Origin of the sequence: Bacillus swezeyi (assembly GCF_030908325.1) — a bacterium.
Taxonomy (GTDB): Bacteria; Bacillota; Bacilli; order Bacillales; family Bacillaceae; genus Bacillus; species Bacillus swezeyi.
Genome location: NZ_CP133085.1, coordinates 2,879,106 through 2,898,468, shown reverse-complemented (window position 1 = coordinate 2,898,468; position 19,363 = coordinate 2,879,106). Strand labels below are relative to the sequence as shown.

The 19,363-nt window shown below is 42.2% G+C and carries 26 protein-coding genes, 1 tRNA gene and 1 riboswitch; of the genes, 19 read left to right on the top strand and 8 right to left on the bottom strand.

Annotation, left to right across the window (positions count from 1 at the left end; all coding sequences use genetic code 11):
• Positions 1 to 91: 91 nt before the first annotated feature.
• The 4 genes from RBH91_RS14280 to RBH91_RS14265 all read left to right on the top strand — a co-directional run bounded on the left by RBH91_RS14280 (position 92) and on the right by RBH91_RS14265 (position 3,828).
• The gene (locus tag RBH91_RS14280; RefSeq protein ID WP_307891999.1) at positions 92 to 1,039 is read left to right on the top strand and encodes an iron-hydroxamate ABC transporter substrate-binding protein; all 948 of its coding nucleotides are present in this window, start codon (positions 92 to 94) and stop codon (positions 1,037 to 1,039) included.
• 165 nt (positions 1,040 to 1,204) lie between these two features.
• A complete protein-coding gene (locus tag RBH91_RS14275; RefSeq protein WP_076761860.1) occupies positions 1,205 to 2,332 on the top strand; it encodes a M14 family metallopeptidase in 1,128 nt (375 codons plus the stop codon).
• A gap of 64 nt (positions 2,333 to 2,396) precedes the next feature.
• Complete coding sequence (locus tag RBH91_RS14270; RefSeq protein ID WP_449727717.1) at positions 2,397 to 3,497, top strand: YqgU-like beta propeller domain-containing protein; 1,101 nt, start codon at positions 2,397 to 2,399, stop codon at positions 3,495 to 3,497.
• A gap of 16 nt (positions 3,498 to 3,513) precedes the next feature.
• A complete protein-coding gene (locus tag RBH91_RS14265) occupies positions 3,514 to 3,828 on the top strand; it encodes an MTH1187 family thiamine-binding protein (RefSeq protein WP_076761858.1) in 315 nt (104 codons plus the stop codon).
• A gap of 56 nt (positions 3,829 to 3,884) precedes the next feature.
• Here RBH91_RS14265 and RBH91_RS14260 read toward each other — a convergent pair whose 3' ends face one another.
• The gene (locus RBH91_RS14260; protein ID WP_076761857.1) at positions 3,885 to 4,058 is read right to left on the bottom strand and encodes a DUF2759 domain-containing protein; all 174 of its coding nucleotides are present in this window, start codon (positions 4,056 to 4,058) and stop codon (positions 3,885 to 3,887) included.
• Positions 4,059 to 4,213: 155 nt separating this feature from the next.
• Here RBH91_RS14260 and RBH91_RS14255 point away from each other — a divergent pair, with 155 nt between their 5' ends.
• Complete coding sequence (locus RBH91_RS14255; protein ID WP_076761961.1) at positions 4,214 to 4,852, top strand: MBL fold metallo-hydrolase; 639 nt, start codon at positions 4,214 to 4,216, stop codon at positions 4,850 to 4,852.
• Between the two features lie 41 nt (positions 4,853 to 4,893).
• Here the strand turns inward: RBH91_RS14255 and RBH91_RS14250 are convergent, their stop codons facing one another.
• Positions 4,894 to 5,139: a DUF2626 domain-containing protein gene (locus tag RBH91_RS14250; protein ID WP_020452180.1), complete on the bottom strand. Its 246-nt coding sequence runs from the start codon at positions 5,137 to 5,139 to the stop codon at positions 4,894 to 4,896.
• A gap of 215 nt (positions 5,140 to 5,354) precedes the next feature.
• Here RBH91_RS14250 and RBH91_RS14245 point away from each other — a divergent pair, with 215 nt between their 5' ends.
• Positions 5,355 to 5,732 carry a Spx/MgsR family RNA polymerase-binding regulatory protein gene (locus RBH91_RS14245; RefSeq protein ID WP_076761856.1) on the top strand — a complete coding sequence of 126 codons (378 nt, stop codon included), beginning with the start codon at positions 5,355 to 5,357 and terminating at the stop codon, positions 5,730 to 5,732.
• Positions 5,733 to 5,795: 63 nt separating this feature from the next.
• Here RBH91_RS14245 and RBH91_RS14240 read toward each other — a convergent pair.
• Positions 5,796 to 5,867, bottom strand: a tRNA-Gln gene (locus RBH91_RS14240).
• Between the two features lie 122 nt (positions 5,868 to 5,989).
• Here RBH91_RS14240 and RBH91_RS14235 point away from each other — a divergent pair.
• From RBH91_RS14235 to RBH91_RS14195, 9 genes are all read left to right on the top strand, one after another.
• Positions 5,990 to 6,853, top strand: a complete 864-nt coding sequence (locus tag RBH91_RS14235) for an STAS domain-containing protein (RefSeq protein ID WP_307891997.1) — start codon at positions 5,990 to 5,992, stop codon at positions 6,851 to 6,853.
• Between the two features lie 165 nt (positions 6,854 to 7,018).
• Positions 7,019 to 8,086, top strand: a complete 1,068-nt coding sequence (gene comGA / locus RBH91_RS14230; protein ID WP_307891996.1) for a competence type IV pilus ATPase ComGA — start codon at positions 7,019 to 7,021, stop codon at positions 8,084 to 8,086.
• Positions 8,073 to 9,110: a competence type IV pilus assembly protein ComGB gene (comGB, locus tag RBH91_RS14225; protein WP_307891995.1), complete on the top strand. Its 1,038-nt coding sequence runs from the start codon at positions 8,073 to 8,075 to the stop codon at positions 9,108 to 9,110. The genes comGA and comGB overlap by 14 nt, the downstream gene beginning before the upstream one ends.
• Positions 9,111 to 9,124: 14 nt before the next feature.
• The gene (gene comGC / locus RBH91_RS14220; protein WP_076761852.1) at positions 9,125 to 9,418 is read left to right on the top strand and encodes a competence type IV pilus major pilin ComGC; all 294 of its coding nucleotides are present in this window, start codon (positions 9,125 to 9,127) and stop codon (positions 9,416 to 9,418) included.
• Positions 9,418 to 9,861 (top strand): competence type IV pilus minor pilin ComGD, encoded by a 444-nt coding sequence (comGD, locus tag RBH91_RS14215; protein ID WP_307891994.1) that lies wholly within the window; start codon positions 9,418 to 9,420, stop codon positions 9,859 to 9,861. Before comGC ends, comGD begins: the two co-directional genes overlap by 1 nt.
• Entirely contained in the window at positions 9,845 to 10,192 is a 348-nt protein-coding gene (gene comGE / locus RBH91_RS14210; protein ID WP_076761851.1) for a competence type IV pilus minor pilin ComGE, read from the top strand. Before comGD ends, comGE begins: the two co-directional genes overlap by 17 nt.
• A complete protein-coding gene (comGF, locus tag RBH91_RS14205) occupies positions 10,101 to 10,592 on the top strand; it encodes a competence type IV pilus minor pilin ComGF (RefSeq protein ID WP_307891993.1) in 492 nt (163 codons plus the stop codon). The genes comGE and comGF overlap by 92 nt, the downstream gene beginning before the upstream one ends.
• 11 nt (positions 10,593 to 10,603) lie before the next feature.
• Positions 10,604 to 10,972, top strand: coding sequence for a competence type IV pilus minor pilin ComGG (gene comGG, locus RBH91_RS14200; RefSeq protein WP_307891992.1), 369 nt, complete (start codon positions 10,604 to 10,606; stop codon positions 10,970 to 10,972).
• Positions 10,973 to 11,054: 82 nt separating this feature from the next.
• Positions 11,055 to 11,237 (top strand): YqzE family protein, encoded by a 183-nt coding sequence (locus RBH91_RS14195; RefSeq protein ID WP_076761848.1) that lies wholly within the window; start codon positions 11,055 to 11,057, stop codon positions 11,235 to 11,237.
• 303 nt (positions 11,238 to 11,540) lie between these two features.
• Here the strand turns inward: RBH91_RS14195 and RBH91_RS14190 are convergent, their stop codons facing one another.
• Entirely contained in the window at positions 11,541 to 11,861 is a 321-nt protein-coding gene (locus RBH91_RS14190) for a DUF3889 domain-containing protein (RefSeq protein ID WP_076761847.1), read from the bottom strand.
• A 269-nt stretch (positions 11,862 to 12,130) separates the two neighbouring features.
• On the opposite strand from RBH91_RS14190, the gene tapA reads away from it, so the two are divergent.
• The 3 genes from tapA to tasA all read left to right on the top strand — a co-directional run bounded on the left by tapA (position 12,131) and on the right by tasA (position 14,317).
• Complete coding sequence (gene tapA, locus RBH91_RS14185; RefSeq protein WP_307891991.1) at positions 12,131 to 12,871, top strand: amyloid fiber anchoring/assembly protein TapA; 741 nt, start codon at positions 12,131 to 12,133, stop codon at positions 12,869 to 12,871.
• Complete coding sequence (gene sipW, locus RBH91_RS14180) at positions 12,868 to 13,452, top strand: signal peptidase I SipW (protein WP_076761845.1); 585 nt, start codon at positions 12,868 to 12,870, stop codon at positions 13,450 to 13,452. Before tapA ends, sipW begins: the two co-directional genes overlap by 4 nt.
• Before the next feature lie 70 nt (positions 13,453 to 13,522).
• Positions 13,523 to 14,317 (top strand): biofilm matrix protein TasA, encoded by a 795-nt coding sequence (tasA, locus tag RBH91_RS14175; protein WP_076761844.1) that lies wholly within the window; start codon positions 13,523 to 13,525, stop codon positions 14,315 to 14,317.
• A 112-nt stretch (positions 14,318 to 14,429) separates the two neighbouring features.
• On the opposite strand, the gene sinR is transcribed toward tasA, so the two are convergent.
• From sinR to RBH91_RS14155, 4 genes are all read right to left on the bottom strand, one after another.
• The gene (gene sinR / locus RBH91_RS14170) at positions 14,430 to 14,765 is read right to left on the bottom strand and encodes a transcriptional regulator SinR (RefSeq protein ID WP_006637528.1); all 336 of its coding nucleotides are present in this window, start codon (positions 14,763 to 14,765) and stop codon (positions 14,430 to 14,432) included.
• Positions 14,766 to 14,798: 33 nt separating this feature from the next.
• Positions 14,799 to 14,975, bottom strand: coding sequence for an anti-repressor SinI (gene sinI, locus RBH91_RS14165; RefSeq protein ID WP_076761843.1), 177 nt, complete (start codon positions 14,973 to 14,975; stop codon positions 14,799 to 14,801).
• Positions 14,976 to 15,166: 191 nt separating this feature from the next.
• The gene (locus tag RBH91_RS14160; protein ID WP_307891990.1) at positions 15,167 to 15,961 is read right to left on the bottom strand and encodes a YqhG family protein; all 795 of its coding nucleotides are present in this window, start codon (positions 15,959 to 15,961) and stop codon (positions 15,167 to 15,169) included.
• Between the two features lie 3 nt (positions 15,962 to 15,964).
• Complete coding sequence (locus tag RBH91_RS14155; RefSeq protein WP_307891989.1) at positions 15,965 to 17,644, bottom strand: DEAD/DEAH box helicase; 1,680 nt, start codon at positions 17,642 to 17,644, stop codon at positions 15,965 to 15,967.
• Between the two features lie 249 nt (positions 17,645 to 17,893).
• A riboswitch (glycine riboswitch) is annotated at positions 17,894 to 17,997 on the top strand.
• Between the two features lie 245 nt (positions 17,998 to 18,242).
• On the opposite strand from RBH91_RS14155, the gene gcvT reads away from it, so the two are divergent.
• Positions 18,243 to 19,337 carry a glycine cleavage system aminomethyltransferase GcvT gene (gene gcvT, locus RBH91_RS14150; RefSeq protein WP_076761840.1) on the top strand — a complete coding sequence of 365 codons (1,095 nt, stop codon included), beginning with the start codon at positions 18,243 to 18,245 and terminating at the stop codon, positions 19,335 to 19,337.
• Positions 19,338 to 19,363 lie beyond the last annotated feature (26 nt).

The window sequence follows — 19,363 nt, the reverse complement described above, 5'->3', positions numbered from 1 at the left end:
ATAAAAAAACAGTGTGCCATCCATGAATTGCCATGGTATAATTGATAATGATTCTCTTTATCGTATTTATCGCGGAAAGAAGGTATGGAAGATGACGTTTCAATACAAAAAATTCGGAGCTGCTTTTTTCGTCTTATTATTGATTGCGGCATTGGCGGCATGCGGAAATAAATCAGAAAGCAAGGGATCTTCTTCTGAGTCAAATCAGGAAGAGACGATTACATACGAGGCTGAAAACGGATCGGTTAAAGTCCCTAAGCATCCTAAAAGGGTGGTTGTTTTGGCCGACGGCTATTACGGCTATTTCAAGACACTCGGCATTAATGTCGTTGGTGCGCCTGATAGAGTATTCCAAAACCCGTACTTCAAAGGAAAAACCGATGGCGTTGAAAACATTGGAGAGGGTACCTCCGCCGAAAAAATCATTAAATTAAAACCCGATCTAATTGTCGTTTGGACAACTCAAGGGGCTGATATTGACAAGCTTGAAAAAATTGCACCGACCGTGGCTTTGAAATATGATAAGCTGGACAACATCGAACAGCTGAAGGACTTTGCAAAAATGACAGGCACGGAAGATAAAGCAGAAAAATGGCTGGACGAGTGGGACAAAAAAATTGCCGCGGCAAAATCAAACATTCAAAAAGCTGTCGGGGACAAAACGGTTTCCATTATGCAAACAAACGGCAAAGATATTTATGTTTTCGGTGATAAATTCGGAAGAGGCGGCAGCATCATCTATAAAGACCTTGGACTAAATGCTACAAAGCTGACAAAGGAAAAAGCCATGCAAAAAGGCCCCGGATATGCAAGCATTTCTATCGAAAAACTGCCTGAATTCGCCGGTGATTATATTTTTATAGGCCCTTGGGAATCAAGCGGAGACGATGAAGGCGTGTTTGACACTTCCATCTGGAAAAACCTTGGTGCCGTCAAAAATGATCATGTCTATCAAATCGATCCGGTAGCCTTCTATTTTTCTGATCCGATTTCATTAGAAGGTCAGCTGAAGTTTATCACTGAAAGTTTAACGAAGTAGACTGAAAAACAGAACCTTTAATTTTTGACGCTTCCGCATGACGCGGAGGCTTTTTTTGCAATGTTTGAAATCGCTCTCACTTTTGATAAAAAACGCTTTTTAGTTGCAAACGGGGAGAGTAGTTAAACAAGCATGCTTCATATGCTATTGTGGGAGGGATCATTGATGGCATTCATCAAAATAAAACCGGATTTAAAACAAAACATGTCAAGGCTGTCTGACATCCTGAACATACCCGAACAGCTCTTAATCAGCGCAAACCTTGGCGCATCATTAGACGAATTTTATTTTCCGGGAGTGAATCAGCAAGCAGGAAAAGATGCTCCACCAGCAGAAACATATGAACAACTGGAATTATTGGTGAATGAACGGCCAAGGCTTGATGAAGAACAATGGCTGACAGAGACGATTGTTTATGATTCAGCAGCGCTGAAAAATGAAATCGAAAAGTTAACGGAATGCTTTCCGTTTGTCACTTCTCACATCCTTGGCCGCTCTGCATTAGGTCAGCCTATTTATGAACTGTGCCTTGGTGCAGAAGACGCTGAAAAAACAACCCATATCAATGCTTCTTTTCATGCCAATGAATGGATTACCACATCAGTGCTCATGAAGTGGCTTAAAGAATATTGTCTGTTTTTATGTACCGGCCAGCATGTTTTAGGTTTTTCGCCGCCCGAGCTTTTTCGCCAAACGAAGCTTTCAGTCGTTCCGCTCGTTAATCCTGATGGGGTTGACCTTGTTTTGCTCGGCCCCGAACATCTTGGCATAGAGCGTGATGCGTTCGATGAAATGAATGAGCATCAGCCCGATTTTAAAGAGTGGAAAGCCAATATTAACGGAGTTGATTTAAACAATCAGTTTCCGTCTGATTGGGAAATAGAAAAACGGCGTAAACCCCCTAAATCACCATCATATCGGGACTACCCCGGAGATGAACCGTTGACCGAGCCGGAGGCGATTGTCATGAGGGACTTAATAGCCAGCCAGCCGCCTGATCGTCTTGTAGCTCTTCATACACAGGGAGAGGAAATTTATTGGGGGTATAAAGGACTTGAGCCCCCTGAATCTAGCAAGGTGATTCAAACATTTGAGCGTCTCAGCGGATATAAGGGAGTCAGATTTATTGACAGCTATGCCGGTTTTAGAGATTGGTTCATTCATTTTTATCAAAAAGAAGGGTATACAGTTGAACTTGGAAAGGGAAAAAACCCTTTACCGCTGAGCCAATTTGACGATATATATTGTAAAAGCAGAGGAATACTTTGGGCATCCTGTTTTTTTGAGAGCTGAAACTTTTTGCTCTGCAGATCGTAAAGTTAGACAGCCAATCATTTATGGAGGGAGAATGGCCGGTTTGAGAGTTTCATTATGGATCATTGCCGCTGTGATGATGGGGTTAACAGCTGCCTGTGCTCCTTTACACAAGGGCGGCTCAGAAAGCATTTTTCAGGATGAGTCCGAAGGAAAGCGGAAAAGCGATGGAGAAGTTCATGAAAAAAAGATTATAGCGCTCAATGACCGGCGATTTGATGAGACGGCGGGTTGGCTTGATAATGAAACGATTTTATATACAAGAACAGATCCGATTGCAGGAAGTGAAGTAAGATCATATGATATATTTAAAGGGGCGGGCGAAACGATTTACAAAACGGATGACAGGCTGATATCTGCGGAATTGAACAGGGAAAAAGGCATGATTCTCATCCAAACCATGGGAAATGACTCTGAAATCAAATTGATGTTGATAAATTTGCAGGGTGAACAGCTGTTTGAAAAAAGGTTTCACAGCCATGAACTACAAGTCGACTGGAATGAGTACGATCCTTATCTTTTATATGTGACAGCATTTACGAAAGATTGGAATTTTGATTCATTTTTGATCAATGCAAAAGAAGATAAAACGGAAAAGGACGTCGCTCAGGCGGCATTTATTCACTGGACATCCTCAAGCTCTTTCGAATATATCAAATGGAATAACCAGGACCGGGAGAAGCCGGCTCCTGTTTATTCCAATGACATAAACGCCGGACGGGAAAAGAAAGTCGCCGATGATGCCATACTGCTCGACGTTTTCAAAAATCTGCGGATGATCGTCACTTCATCAGCAGACAGCGGGAACGGCACTTACATATTTTCAGATGTGTCTTCTTCGAAAAAGCGGCTGTCTTTCACGCTTCCGCTGTTCTCGCAATATTCAAGTCTTTCTCCGGCGGAATACAGCTATGATGACAAAAATGAATTGTTTTACACATATCAGCCGAGTGAATCCAGCTCTCTGTTTGATCTGATTGCCATCAATCTCAGGTCGGGGGAACGGCAGGTCATTCGTAAACATGCAGAAATGCTTCCGATTACAATATCTCCTGACGGGGAATATGCATTGTACGGCTATACGCAAAATGAAATTATATCACTCGGCTCGAAAAAATCCGAGCCCCTTGTGATCAAGGAATAGAGAGGAGTATGAAACAGTGGCAATAGCAGATGTAACCATTATACCGATAGGAACAGAAACTCCGAGCGTCAGCGCCTATGTTGCGGACATTCAAACGATCTTAGAGGGATTTGAAAAAGAAGGAAAAATCAAATACCGGCTGACACCGATGAATACTCTAATTGAAGGGGAATTAAGCGATTTATTTCAGGTGATTCAAACGATTCACGAAGCGCCTTTTCAAAAGGGCATCCACAGAGTGGCGACAAACATCAGAATCGATGACAGACGCGATAAGAAAACGACGATGGAAGGAAAGCTTTCAAGCGTTCAACACCATTTGAATCAATAAGAAAACAGCCTTGTTCCGGAAATGACGGAACAAGGCTGTCCATAAGGGAAGGCCGCTTAGTGCGCTGTCGGGTACCCGCTGTTTATGATCGTCATGACTGTAAACCAGCCGAAGACGATAAAAGCCGCTCCGCCAAACAATATCCCAAGAAGATTGATTTGTTTAAGCGAACGAAGAACCCCAAAAGCAGATAATATTGTGACAAGGCCGAAAATGATCACAAGCAACATCAATATAAACCCCCTTCGTTTGGATCCCCTGCAGTTTATTTCCAATTTCATTTTAACCGTTTTCATCCCTTTTGTCGAGGGCAACCTGATTGATTGAAAGTTTCTCACAAAACCTTCATAATGGAACAAAGACAGATCATTTCGAGGTGAAAAGAATGAAGTGGAGAAGAATGCCCTTAGGGCCTATTCAAACAAATGCGTATATCTTAGCAGATGACGATGGCACATGCCTAATATTTGATCCTGGCAGTGAAGCAGGCAAATTAAACGGATACATAAAAGAAAAAGGACTTAAACCGCTTGCTGTCCTTCTGACGCACGCTCACTTTGACCATATCGGAGCGGTGGACAAGGTAAGAAAAGAATGGGGTATTCCTGTATATGTACATAAAAATGAAGCTGACTGGCTGCAAGATCCATCATTAAACGGTTCAGCTCTGTTGACGGGGCAGCCGATCACAGCGGAGAAAGCCGATCATCTCATCGAAGAGGAACAGGAGCTTAAGATCGGTTCATTTAAACTCCGCGTTTTCTTCACGCCGGGCCATTCCCCGGGAAGCATTTCTTATTATGCGGAAGAAGAACAGCTGATCATCTCCGGAGATGTTTTGTTTAAAGGGGGCATCGGCCGTACAGATCTGCCTGGAGGAAATCACGAGGTTTTGCTTGACAGCATTCATAATAAGCTTCTCTCGCTCCCTGAAGAAACGCTTGTGCTAAGCGGGCACGGTCCTGAGACAGATATTGCGACAGAACAGGAACAAAATCCGTTTATCAACGGATTCACCATCTAGCCAAAAAAAAGAGACGTATCCAAGAGGATCGTCTCTTTTTCTTAATGGCCGCCTTGACCGGGAACCATAATAAAAACAGAATAGTATGTAAAAGCAGCAAAAAAGACAGTCAAGTATGCCCCGAAAATATAAATATACATCCGTTCAGTCAAGTTGAGATACGACAAGAAAACGAAGAACACCGTTTGACCGAAAAACAGCAATGATGCATCTTTCATATTTCCTAAATAAAACATGACCGCAAAGATACCTGTCCAGAAACCTAATACGCGGAACATGCGATTCATTGATATCCCTCCCAAAAGCCCCTTTGCCTCTATTATAAATCAATTTATCTTAAAATGTAAACATTTTCATTTTGGGAAAATCAATTCATTTTTTTCAATTTTGTGATGGAATCGAGGATCGAAAAATAATTCAGATCGTGTTTAATGAAAAAAGATCACGGGTACTACACATAACAAAGACAAAGGCAGATCAATCAAAGGAGGAGCAATAACATATGGAAGAGCTGATTTTTTATTCATACCCAAGCTGTACATCTTGCCGGAAAACAAAACATTGGCTGAAAGCAAATCAGGTTGAATTTACTGAGCGCCATTTATTCAGAGAGACACCAAGTCAAGAAGAACTAAAACATATTTTGTCGCTCACGACTGAAGGTATTGATGAAATATTGGCGACAAGGAGCCAGGCATTTAAACAGCTTAATCTGAATATTGAAGAATTAAAGGTAAGCGAAGTATTGGAGCTATTAATTCAAAAGCCGAAACTGCTGAGACGGCCAATTATTGTTAATGGGGAAAAGCTGGTTGTCGGATATCATCCGGCCGAGCTGTTAAAATTAAAGAAAAACACGCTGCATCGATCTGTTTCATGAAAAAAACGAAGATTGCTGAAAGGACATTTCAGCAGCATATCTTCGTTTTTTCGCCTGGAAAGACTGGGCTAGCTGGATTCGAACCAGCGCGTCACGGAGTCAAAGTCCGTTGCCTTACCGCTTGGCTATAGCCCAACGCATGATAGGACTAGTTTTGGCAATATGTTTTGTTTTATACATATGTATGAAAACAAATTCAACCTTAAATGCCCGCTGTACAAGCCCGTGTTAGAAGCAATTCAATGAGGAGGATTGGCATGGAAAGCGAAAATTCAGCCCTTTATGATTATCTGATGAAACAGACGGACAAGATGGCGGATGAATGGCTGTCCCAAACAAAGGCTGAAAAAGAAAGCACTGCAAAGCAATATCACAATTTTATTCATGCGGTTTTGAATATACTAACCGAAAGAAAATCGACGAATGATTGGGAAGAAGCTGTAGGATGTACGAAGGAAATGGCCCATGACAGGGCGGTGAACCAAATTTCCGTCATTGAAAGCATAAAAGGATTTAAAATTTTCCGCAGTCTATTGATGGATGAAATCGAGGCGTTTTCAAATGAATATGAACCCGGCTGTTCAAAAAAAAATATTTTGGCTTGGAATAGACGTCTTCACTTGATCATTGATGAAATCGTTGAACAATTTATTGCGGAATATGATCAGACGACGACAAGCCAGCTGAAAGCCCAAAAGGAAATGATTCATGAATTAAGCGCTCCGGTCATTCCAATATCGACACATATCGGTGTTCTGCCGCTTATTGGAGAAATTGATACACATCGGGCAAGAGTCATTATCGAATCGGCTCTCGGTCAATGTGCAGAACTCCGCCTGTCCCATCTGTTTATTGACATTTCGGGTGTGCCGCTTGTCGACACGATGGTTGCCTATCAATTATTCAAGGTCGTTGACAGCACAAAACTCTTAGGCATTGAAACGATTGTTTCCGGCATCGGTCCGGAAATCGCCCAGACGGTCGTTAAGCTCGGCGTCGATTTTTCACATATTAAAACGGAACAGAGTCTTGCGAAAGCTCTTCGCAATAAAGGTTTCTGTATCAGGGAAGAGGATGGTCTGCCTGAAAATGAAAACAAAGTCGGTAAAAGTATGATTTGATGAGACGTTTTTTTAAAATGAGTGCGGAAAGCTCTGCAAAATAGCAGATTCCACCGTATAAAAATTATTTTTTTCCTTGTCATCAACCCGATTTTCGCTTTTTGATCATTTGAGGCCTCTGGTGCTTTTCGTTTAAACTGCGATTAGAAAGGAGGCGCAAGGATTTTGTACACGATTGAATCATTAAGCGGGAAGCTCATTGAAGAGGCATGTATGATGAATGCGTCGGATATTCATATTGTTCCGGGAGAAAATGACGCGGTGATACGTTTCAGAATTGATGATGAATTATTTAGAAAGCACAGTGTGACGAGAAATGAGTGTGCGCGGCTCATTTCTCACTTTAAATTTCTATCTTCCATGGATATTGGTGAACGAAGGCAGCCGCAAAGCGGTGCGTTAACCCTGTATGTCAAAAATAGGCCGGTTCATTTAAGAATGTCCACTTTGCCAACCATACATGAAGAAAGCTTGGTGATCCGCATTCTTTCGCAGACAAGCACCCAGCCGCTCGCAAAGCTGTCATTGTTTCCGAGCGCAACGGCTAAGCTGCTGTCTTTCCTGAAACATTCCCACGGCCTGATGATCTTCACTGGTCCGACCGGATCAGGAAAAACGACGACCCTATATTCGTTGATTGAATATGCGAAGCGGCATTTTAACCGAAATATTATTACTCTGGAAGATCCGGTTGAATCACGCAGCGAAAATGTTTTGCAGGTACAGGTGAATGAAAAAGCGGGCATGACTTATTCGGCAGGTTTAAAGGCCGTGCTCCGCCATGATCCTGATATGATCATTTTGGGGGAAATCCGCGATGCCGAAACAGCCAAAATCGCAGTAAGAGCCGCGCTGACAGGACATCTCGTATTATCGAGCATGCATGCGAAAAATGCAAAAGGGGCGATTTACAGACTGCTTGAGCTTGGCATTGATATAACTGAAATCGAGCAGACACTAATCGCTGTCAGCGCTCAGCGTCTAGTCGGGCTAACCTGTCCTTTTTGCGGAGACAGGTGCTCCTTATATTGCAGGCTGTCAAGGTCTGTGAGAAGAGCAAGCATCTTTGAGCTTCTGTATGGGAAGAGCCTCCAGCTTTGTGTGAAAGAGGCGAGGGGCGAATATGTCATCAGCCGTACAGAAACCTTGAAATTGCTGATCAGAAAAGGTATAGCGCTCGGCTATCTGCCGTCGGAAGCCTATGAACGCTGGGTTTATGATGAGACAGATTAAAAACAGGTGGCCTGTCCGGGAACAGGCGGAGCTTCTCGAAAAGCTTGGTAAGATGATGGTAAGTGGTTATACGCTTCTGGACGCTTTAAAAATGTTAGAACTGCAATTGAACAAAAAACAAAGAGCGGACATATCATTCGGGATGCGAAAACTGACTGAAGGGTACCCGGTTTTTCAAGTGATGAATCTGATTTCGTTTCATAAAGATGCCGTCAGCATCATTTATTTTGCCGAACAGCATGGGAATCTGGCCTTTTCTTTCAGCCAAAGCGGAGAGCTGCTTCAACGCAAAATCGATCAGGCCGAAAAAATCAAGAAGGCTGCGAAGTATCCGTTATTCTTAATTATGACAGTCTGTATTATTGCTTATATTTTGAAAGCTGCTATTGTTCCGCAATTTTCCGCGATTTACGACTCCATGAATATAGAAACACCCTTTCTGACAGCATCTATACTTTCACTTTTCGACAGCTTCACGTTTTTGTTTATTATGATGCTGCTCATGTTTATGGCTGCGGCTGCGTACTATTTGTTCCGCTTACGAAAGCAATCTCCTGAAGCCCGAATGCTTTTTTTCATCAGAATTCCCCTGTTGGGCAGAATCCTCAAATTATTTAACAGCTACTTTTTATCGCTTCAGCTGAGCAATCTTCTAAAATCGGGCTTATCGATATACGAAAGTCTAAAAGCGTTTGAAAGCCAGCCCTTTTTGCCGTTTTATCAAAAGGAAGCAAAATGTTTTATCAAGAGACTTAAACAAGGGGAAGCGATCGATGAAATTTTAAAAGGGCGTCCGTTTTATGAAAGAGATCTGTCAAAAGCGATCGCTCACGGCCAGTTAAACGGTCAGCTTCACAGAGAGCTGTATTCATACAGCCAATTTTTGATCGGCCGGCTGGAAAAAAGGGCTGAACAGTGGACGGGCATCATTCAGCCGCTGATTTACGGGTTTACCGCGGCCATGATTTTAATTCTTTATCTGTCTATGCTTTTGCCAATGTATCAAATGATGAATCAATTATAAAGGAGGTCGGCAAATTGAATGAAAAGGGATTTACATTAATTGAAATGCTTGTCGTCATGCTTGTCATATCCATCTTGCTACTGATTACCATCCCAAATGTCACAAAGCATAATCAAAGTATTCAAAAGAAAGGCTGTGAAGGCTTGAAAAATATGATTCAAGCGCAAATCACGGCTTATCAGATGGATCATGACGGTCAAACGCCGAGTATCGGAGATCTTGAATCAGAAGGATATATCAAGAAGAATTCAACATGTCCCAACGGGAAAGCCATTGTGGTTTCAAATGGCAGGGCGCAGACTGAGTAATGGCGATAGATCATAAAGGGTTTACCCTTCTTGAAAGCTTAACCGTTTTAATGATCAGTTCAATTATGATGATCACTTTGTTTTCCGGACTGCCTCCCATTTATGAAAAAAGAGTCGTTCAACACTTTGTTTCCCAGCTTGAAGAGGATTTGCTTTATGCCCAGCAGACTGCTCTTGCTCAAAATGCAAAGGTGAAGGTGCATCTTGATTTCGACCGTTTCAAGTACGCCATTATGCCCGCGGACGAAAAGGCAGATCCTTATCTTGTCAGAACTTATGATCATAAAATCGCCATAAAGGAATCGACATTGAGACAACATTTAACATACAGTCCGAACGGAGTTCCGAATCAAGGAGGAAAAATAGTGATTGATACGCCTTGTGCCTCTTTTCAACTGACGGTTTATTTAGGGAGCGGAAAAATCAATGTTCAAAAGAAATAAAGGCTTTACGACAATTGAAACGGTTTCCGCACTCGGAATATGGACGATGATCACCGTTTTGTTTATTCCGATGTTCCATCAGCTCGCATTAAAAAATGAAATGGCAAGAAAAGAGGAAGAGGCATACCGCCTATTGGATGAACAGATCAGCCGCTATACGCTGACCGGTTCCTTTCAGCCGCAGGAAACCGCGGTTTATCAGGGAACCGCCTACTATATAGAATGGAAGGAGAAAGGAGATGACTATAAAGTCTGTATTTCCATCAAGCCTGGAAAAGAACAAAAGCACTGTCTCTCGATTTTGCAGACAAAAGGGCTTTACCCTTCTTAATGTTTTAGCCGCATTAACGGTTTATATGTTTATTGCGGGGACAATGGCATCGATTTTTCATCTGTTTTTATCTCAGGAAAGAAAAGAAACAGACATTCATCCGCAGGAATGGACCATAACGGCAGAGCAGATTTTAAAGGAATGCAGAAATGCCCTTGATATAAAAGCAGCAAATGGCCATCATGCGCTGGAGATGACGAACTCAAAGGGTGAAACGGTCCGCTATGAACAATATCAAACAACCCTTCGAAAAAGGGTCAATTCTAAAGGTCATGTGCCGATTTTGCAGCATGTCAAACATGTCACGTTTAAGATACAAGATCATCAATTGATGATTGAAGCTGTTAGTCTCAGCAATAAGACATATCATGCAGCATTTCCAATCTATCATTCAGCTTAAGGGTGGTTCATGTGAACAATTCAAAAGGGTTTATTTATCCCGCAGTAGTTTTTATGGCTGCTGTCTGCATGCTGTGTGCTGGTCATTCGGCTGTCTCCTTTATGATCAAGCAAGGCTTTGCCAAACAAACAAAAGAGTTTTATACTCAGCAAAATCTCCTGCAAAATGGAATTCTCTATTCCATCAGGCATATTCAAGAAGACACGGAAGGAGAGGTGAAAACGGCATATGGAGTGGTAACATATGCTGTTTCAACTACTGCTGATAAGCAGATGAAGGATGTGAAAATAACGGTAAAGACGACACCTGGAGCAATGAGAAGCGCCGAATTTCAATTTCATCTGTCGGAAAAGAAAATCACTCATTGGAAGGAGTATTAACATCTTGGGTGTAAGATGAAGAATGTATAAAAAAAAGGCCGTGGGACAACACTTCATCATATAGGAATGATGAGGTGATCTGATGAAAACGAACGATTACGTAAAATATATGACCGAACAGCTAGTTAAGTATATGGACACACCAAAACATGAAAGAAGAGAAATGAAAGAGAAGAGAAAAGAGTCTAAGCCCTCGTCAAGGGTTTATCGATGGTTCGGCATAATTCCGATCGGCTGTGCTATGTTATTCAAGCGCCATAAATAAGGCAGCAGCCCGATCAAGAGATCAACTTAGTCAGGTAAGAACGTGGATTTTCTGCATTCAGTGTGTAGACAAAACCTCGTATTCGTTGTCAGGTCTGCGTGTCGGTGCTCCTGTCCAAGGAAGGAACGGCGGATAAATCGCTCCAGTCGTCCTGCCTGAACGCCGCCGTGAGAAAATCCGCTCCGATCACTCCCTAAAATCCAAGGGTTTTAAGGTCACACTGAAAAGATGACAAAACCCTAAAACTTAAACCGTTTTAGGATTTTGCCAAACAATCTAAACCGCTTTGCATCGCAAAGCGGTTTATTTATATTCTTCAACGACTACCACTTTATTCACTTTATGTGTTGTGGGTTCATATGAGATGGTGACAAAAACTCCAAAGTGTTTATTTCCTTCGCTAAGAGTCACGTGATATTGTTTGACTGCTTCGTCTGTGCGTTTTCGATCCCATACTTTTTTTGTGAGGAGCACTTCGGCTGTCGGATACCGTTTTTTCGCTTCCTCAACAGCCCTCTCTTCCCATTTTGACATGCGGGATGTTTCATGAGCTGTTGCATGAGCATTCAGCGGTCCGAACCCTGCAGATAGCAAAAAAAAGCATAACATGATGTTTTTCAGCATGGGTCATCATCCTTTCTTCACTATTTTTTTCCTTGTCAACACGATTTATACAAAAAATAAGAAGAAATTTGTACACTATAAAGAACTTCAAAGTTTTCAAAAAGATGAGAATTTGAGAGGTTTTTTGAGGAATTAAACGATAATGTTCTATAAAACGAACTCAATCGACTTTTTTGACAGTTTTCAACCTTCCTCTTGTTCTTTATACTCTAACTATAAAGTTCTTTAAAACGAACGAAAGCCACTTCAGACTCACTAGGAGGGTAGTCATGATCCGATTATCTCGAACTAGGAGATGCCGAAAAAGAGACAAAAAAACAGTCATCGGTTTTCAAATGATGTTGATCATTTACCTTTTGATTGGTTTGGCTAGTCAGCTGAATCAACATACAACCGCATCCTTTCATGATGTGGAAAAATACAGCATGCCAATGAAAGCGTCTGCAGTATTCGATCATCCGGATGACAAACAGTGGGACGGAAGCGATCTGAAGCTTCAAAAACAGACAAAGACGAAAGGAACGGTATGTGCACCTTTAACCTTATTTGCAGAATTTAAAAATCGCGGTCAAAAAATAACCAGCTCCGACTGGAACTGGGAACTGCATAAAATAGAGAATTCCGCAAAGCCGCTTAAAGATGGAGTTGTCATAGACAAAGGCGCGGTTTCAAAAGAGGGCACAGGCCGTGAGTACAGGATAGAGTCAAAACGTGCAGTAAAGGGAGGATTATATGCCTTTAAATTGATCAAACCTGAAGGCCATCCAGATTATAAACGTGGAAAGTCCGTCATTTGGTCAAAGGTAATGGAACTTCAAGATTGCAAGGAAGAAACGCCAAAGCCTCCTAAAAAAGCTTCTTCACAGCCAAAACAAAAAGAACAAACACAAGCACCGCAAGAGTCTGAACAAGAACAAAAAATACAAAAAGAAACGACAGACGAGAGTCGTTCCGTAAATGAAGAAAAAAGTAAAGAAGAACATTCATTGGAAAGCGGGGAAGCGTCATGAAAAAAGTGATGAAATGGGTCAGCAATTTCTTGTATGTGATTATTTTCACGCTGATCATCGCGGCGATCATCGTCGTAATTTCAACAAAGTCGTCCGGCGGAGAGCCGCAGCTGTTTGGCTATCAATTGAAAACTGTTTTATCCGGATCGATGGAACCGGAGTTTCAGACAGGTTCTGTAATCGCCGTTCAAAAAATGAAAAATCCCGAGAATTTGAAAAAGGGAGATATCATTACATTCATGCAAGACCAAGACACAATGGTTACCCACCGAATTATCGGTATAACAAAAAATAAATCAAATCTTATGTTTAAAACAAAGGGTGACAACAATCAAAACCCTGATTCCGATCCTGTTTTGGCGGAAAATGTAGTAGCTGAATATTCGGGAATTACGGTTCCGTATGCCGGATATTTGCTGGATTTTGCAAGTAAACCTATCGGCACGGCCATCTTGTTAATCGTGCCTGGACTCTTGTTGATTCTTTACGCAGTCATTACTGTGTCAGCGGCTTTGCGAGAAATAGATCAAAAAGCAAAAGCGATCGAAGCCGCCGGAAAAGATCAATCAGTCTCCATGTAATCTTCGTTGGCAACCTGATATTCAGGTTCCATATATAGCAGTTTTCTTATTATAAAAGGAGGAGTTATCAATGGGTACAAAGAAAAAAATCGGATTGGGCGTTGCGTCTGCTGCGCTGGGATTGGCATTAGTAGGAGGAGGAACTTGGGCTGCGTTCAATGATATTGAAACAACTCAAGCAACATATGCAGCAGGGACGCTTGACTTAAATGCTAAAGATACATCTGCAAGAGTCAGCTTGTCTAACTTAAAACCGGGTGATAAATTCAAAAAAGAATTTGAATTTAAAAACGACGGCTCGCTAGCTATTAAAGAGGTGCTGATGCAGCTTGGATACAGCAATTTCGTTGATGCAAAAGCGAAAAACGGCGGGAAAAACTCTGCTGAAGACTTCCTGAAACAATTTAAAGTCAGCCTGCTGACAGTCGGGGTTGAAGGCGGAAACGGCTATCCTAAAAACATCATTTTAGATTCCGCAAACCTCTATGACCTGTACAATATGTCTGCGAAAAAAGACAAAGCTGCATATGAAAAAGTCAAAAAATTAATTGAGCCGGGCTTCTTGCATGACAACGGCAAAATCAATGTGGCGACAATCAACGGAAAAACTGCGCCAGAATATGATGGAGTTCCTAAAGATCCATTTGATTTTGACAAAGTGGAAATGGTCATTGAATTTGTCAATGATACAACAACAGACAGCAGCGGCAAAATGCTTCAAAACAAATACCAAGGAGACTCTGTAGAGCTTGACTTCTCATTTGAAGCCACTCAATGGAACGGCTTAACAATCGACGGCAAAAAACATGCTGATGAAAACGGATATGTTAAAGAGAACGAAAGAGCTCACAGTGAAGATAAATAAGAGGAAAGCAGAAAAAACGGATCTTTCAGATCCGTTTTTTTTTATGTCATTCATAAGGAATTGGCGCTGTATCCGCTTAAAAAATACCAAAGGGAGTAAGATATGCGGCCCCTTACTCCTTTTCCTGTCTTTTCTTCCATTTTTGATAATCTAAAAATTCTCGAAATTGTTTTTTAGAAACCCCTGAAGCCATAGCATCACGTACTAGATTTTCCCATTCACTATCTAATTGACCATCGTATTCGGTTTCATCTTTTTCATCAAGCAGGGTATGAACCGAGACGTCCAGAACTGCGGAGACTTTTTCTAGAAATTGAATGGAGGGGTTTGTTTGTAAGTTTCTTTCTATAGAACTTAAATAAGACTTCGCTACCCCAGCCTTTTCAGCTAGTTCAGATAGTGAGTAGCCTTTTTCTTTTCGATATTGTTTAATACGCTGGCCAATCAATGTCATCACCTTCCTTTCGATATTATAGCACATTCAGAAAGGATTTATTGAATGACTTCTTTCAATTGATGTGGAAGCTTTGGAAGACTTCTTTCCTAAATTGAGAAAAAATCGTATTTCATCTGGACTAATACCTTCCTTCAGGGCGTTTTTTATCAGCTCAGCCCACTCTTCATCCAATTCTTCTTTCTCATTTTTATCTTTATTCATACATTTCCCCTCCCAAAATACTTGATTATGTATTTCAGTCAACCGTGCTGTGATAAACAAAGATAAATCTCAAGACTCAACACTTTTCCATCCTTGTCCAATTCATGTTACGAAAGTTTTCCTTGTCTCCGTAGTTCTATTATAAGCTCCTCTTCATGAATAAAAACAAGAACGGTGTCGAATCGGAAGAATTATCCTGAGATTTTTTTCTGTAAATAAAATAATCCTCCGTTTTCAACCTTAATTTCGATTTTTGGCTCGTAAAGCGCTTGGAGCGCTTTTTTCTCAATTTCATATTCTTCCGGTTTTTCTTCTGTTTCTTCATAAAATTGATTCAGCAGCGCAAGGTCATTTTTCCATCTTTTAATGGAAGCTTCCGCCCAATCAAGCGGTTCATTTCTGGCGGACTGTTCGATATACCGCTCAAGACGTTTGATGCCGCTTTCCGGTTTGATCAAAGGCGACATGGTGTAGCAGTAGTCGGATATTTGCGAAGAAAGCGGCTGGGCCTCCATTTGCTCTTGAAACCCCTCTATGAGCTGTCCGCTGATAAGATGGAGGCCGAGAGACAGCAGCTTATCTTTTTTCTTGTCAGACTGATAGGAGATGGTCACATTTATGCCGAGCCATGGTTCAAGGGGAATGTGCGCCCCTTGTGAACAGATTTTTTCATACAGGCGAATAAATTTGCCGTTCTTTTTAACAGCCTGAAACATTTGAAAAAGTCTTGGAGAGCCAAAATGAATAAATTCACCTTCTGTATCAGCCGGAGCCTGATCTTCATCCGTAATCAGGGTGATTTTCATCGGATTCGGCTCGCCGCCCGTCTTTTCAAGCCAATGCCAGTAAAATGGCCTGTTCATGATTTGCTTATCGACTTCAGCCGTCAGCTGCACGGTTAAATGGCCGGCGCTTTTGTCTGTGATGGTGCAGCCGTTTGCTGTGAAAAAGCGTTCCAGAAACCGGTGTATTTCTTCCTGCCGCATATGTTAGCCTCCAATCTGTTTGTGGTTTGAAACGGCGTCATTCCCATAGGAAATGAATGATGTCAGGTTTTCCATTTTGATTTTCATTTCTTCGTCCGTAGCCGAATAAAAAAGGATGTCATGCAGATGCTCTTCGAAATTTCCGACCTCTATTTTTGTTAAAATATCATCTAAATCACCGACTACTTTTTCGAACAAATGAATTTTTTCATAGAGCAGTTTTAAAATATGTTCCTCAACCGTATGCTTTGTCGCCATATTGTAAATGTACACGTCCCGTTCCTGGCCGAGGCGGTGAATCCGTCCGATCCTCTGTTCAAGACGCATCGGATTCCACGGGAGGTCATAATTGATGATTTTGTTGCAGAATTGAAGGTTGATCCCTTCACCGCCAGCTTCGGTCGCGATCAGAACCTGAACTTTGCCGCGGAATAAGTCTTTCATCCAGTCTTTCTTTCCTCTTTTAAAACCGCCTCTAAACGGAACAGAGCTGATGCCGTTTTGCTGGAGAAACCATTGCAAGTAAATTTGCGTGGCTCTGTACTCTGTAAAAATAATGACTTTGTCATTGAGTTCTTGAATCAGTTCGACGACTTTCATTGCTTTTGAATTTTGCGCCACTTCATTTACCTTGCCGATCAGATGATGAATCACAGCTTCTCCGATAACGGGGGCTTCGCGGTCTTTCCGGTCAAGCATGTTTTTCAGCGTCATGTAGACGGCCTCTCTGCTTGAACAGCATTCGCGCTCCAATGTCATAATCGAAAACATGCTTGATGAATGGAGATGATCTTTTTTCAGTTTTCTAATCTCATCATATAAAGCCTGTTCAGTCGGTGAAAAAGAAATGGGCACGGTTTCGACGTGGCGTTTTGTCCAGGTGATGCCCGTATCCTGCCGCCTGTTCCTGATCATGACTTTATTGACCAGGGATTTCAAGCGTTCATGCGTTTCCGCTGAATTGATTTGTTTTGAATAATCTTTGTTAAAATTGCTTTCATTGCCCAGATGCCCGGGCTTTAATAAGGAGACGAGGTTGAATATCTCGTCAATCTTGTTTTGGATAGGTGTAGCCGTGAGCATCAGGCAATATTTTTTCTTTAAATTGCGGACGAACTCGTAGTTTTTGGTTTTATTGTTTTTCAGTTTGTGAGCTTCATCAATGATCACCACATCATATTGAATGGATAAAACGGTTTCCCTGTGCGGCGATCTTTTGGCTGTATCGAGAGAGGAGACGACAACGTCACACTGCTCCCATACATAGCTTTTTTTCTGTTCGACAGCCGAGATTAAGAACTTTTCGCGCAGCTCTTTCACCCATTGGGATACAAGGGAGGCAGGCACGAGAATTAAAATTTTCTTCGCCAGCCCGCGAATCATGTATTCTTTTAAAATCAGCCCGGCTTCTACGGTCTTCCCGAGACCCACTTCATCGGCTAAAATGGCTTTTCCGTTCATCTGCTCGACCACTTTCTGCGCGACTTCGAGCTGGTGGGGAAGCGGGGTGAAATCAGGCAGGTGAAACGGAGCCTGCAGTCCTTCAAAGGTTGGAATCGCCAGCCTTTTTTGCACCTCACAGGAAAGTTTGTAAAGCTCCCAATTCGCCCATGGTCCGTCCTTATCAAGGTGTTTTTTGAACTGTTCTGGCCACTCATTGTCAAAATGAATGTCTGGTCTCATCATAACGCCGCCTTTCCTCTATCATAAATCAAATAAAATGTTCTCTTTTTTAAGGGAATCTTGTGTGAATGAAGCTGATTTTATACAGAAATCAATAAAAGACGAACATTTCGATCGTAAAATAATTGAATGTTAACGATTTTTTCTATTGCCCAAACGCTTTGATGATGGTAGGATATTTGTAGATCATCAGTGAAAAAATCGTAAGCTTTATTTAGTATGTCCATGATAAGAAATGAATATGAGCGAATGACAGCAAGGGGAGAGACCGATAGGGGAGACCTTACCACGGCGCCGAAGGAGCAAACTAGAGAAATAGTGAATCTCTCAGGCAAAAGAACTCTTGCTTGACGCAACTCTGGAGAGAGTTTGTATCATAATCATGTTTAACAAACCGCCAAAGGGGACATCTTTGCTTTTACGCAAAGTAAACTTTCAGGTGCCAGGACAGAGAACCTTCGAATTGTCAAAGGGGGTTCTCTGTCCTTTTTCGTGCTGTCAAAGCGACAAACTTTTTAAAAAATGGTGACGGAATCTTTCGCGTTTTCTGATGATTGGCAAACTTGTTTCTAGTTTGAAAAACAAAGGGGGAAGCAGAATGCTTAAACGAACGCCTTTATTTGATCTTTATAAAGAATATGGCGGGAAGACGATTGATTTTGGCGGCTGGGAGCTGCCTGTTCAGTTTTCATCGATTAAAGAAGAGCATGAAGCGGTTAGGACAAATGCTGGACTGTTTGACGTTTCGCATATGGGGGAAGTCGAGGTTTCTGGAAGCGACAGCCTTCCGTTTTTGCAGAAACTTTTGACCAATGATGTTTCCGCCTTGGCGGAAGGCGGTGCACAGTATACGGCAATGTGTTATGAAAACGGCGGGACGATTGATGATCTTTTGGTTTATAAAAGAGGGCACAGCCGCTATCTGCTGGTTATCAACGCAGCCAATATCGACAAGGATATCGATTGGCTGAACCGGCATGCCGAGGGCGATGTTTCGGTCAAAAACTTGTCTGACGAGATCTCATTGCTCGCGCTTCAAGGACCGAAAGCCGCACAGATTTTAAAACATGTGACAGACATTGATCTTGCCGCGCTAAAGCCGTTTACCTTCAGGGATGAAGCAGCGGTCGGCAGTGTTCGGGCGCTTGTGTCCAGAACGGGGTACACAGGAGAGGACGGCTTTGAAATGTATTGCAGGAATGAAGATGCGGCCTGCATTTGGAAGCTTCTCCTGAAAACAGGCAGGGACGACGGCTTGGTGCCGTGCGGCCTCGGGGCAAGGGACACCCTCCGGTTTGAAGCAAAGCTGCCGTTATACGGGCAGGAGCTTACAAAGGAGATTACGCCGATTGAAGCGGGCATCGGATTTGCCGTAAAAATAAAAAAAGAGTCTGATTTCTTCGGCAAGTCCGTTTTGGCAAGCCAAAAAGAGCATGGAGCAGACAGAAAACTGGTCGGCCTTGAAATGCTTGATAAAGGGATTCCGAGATACGGATACACCGTTTTTTATCAGGGTGAAAAAGCCGGTGAGGTAACAACTGGAACACAGTCGCCGACTTTGAAAAAAAATGTCGGCCTTGCACTGCTGAAAAAAGAAGCCGCTGACATCGGCACCGTCGTCGAAGTGGAAGTCAGAAAAAAGCGGCTCAAAGCAAAAATTGTGAAAACCCCATTTTATAAACGGCAGCCGTAAGTTTGCCATGATCATGAAAGGAGACT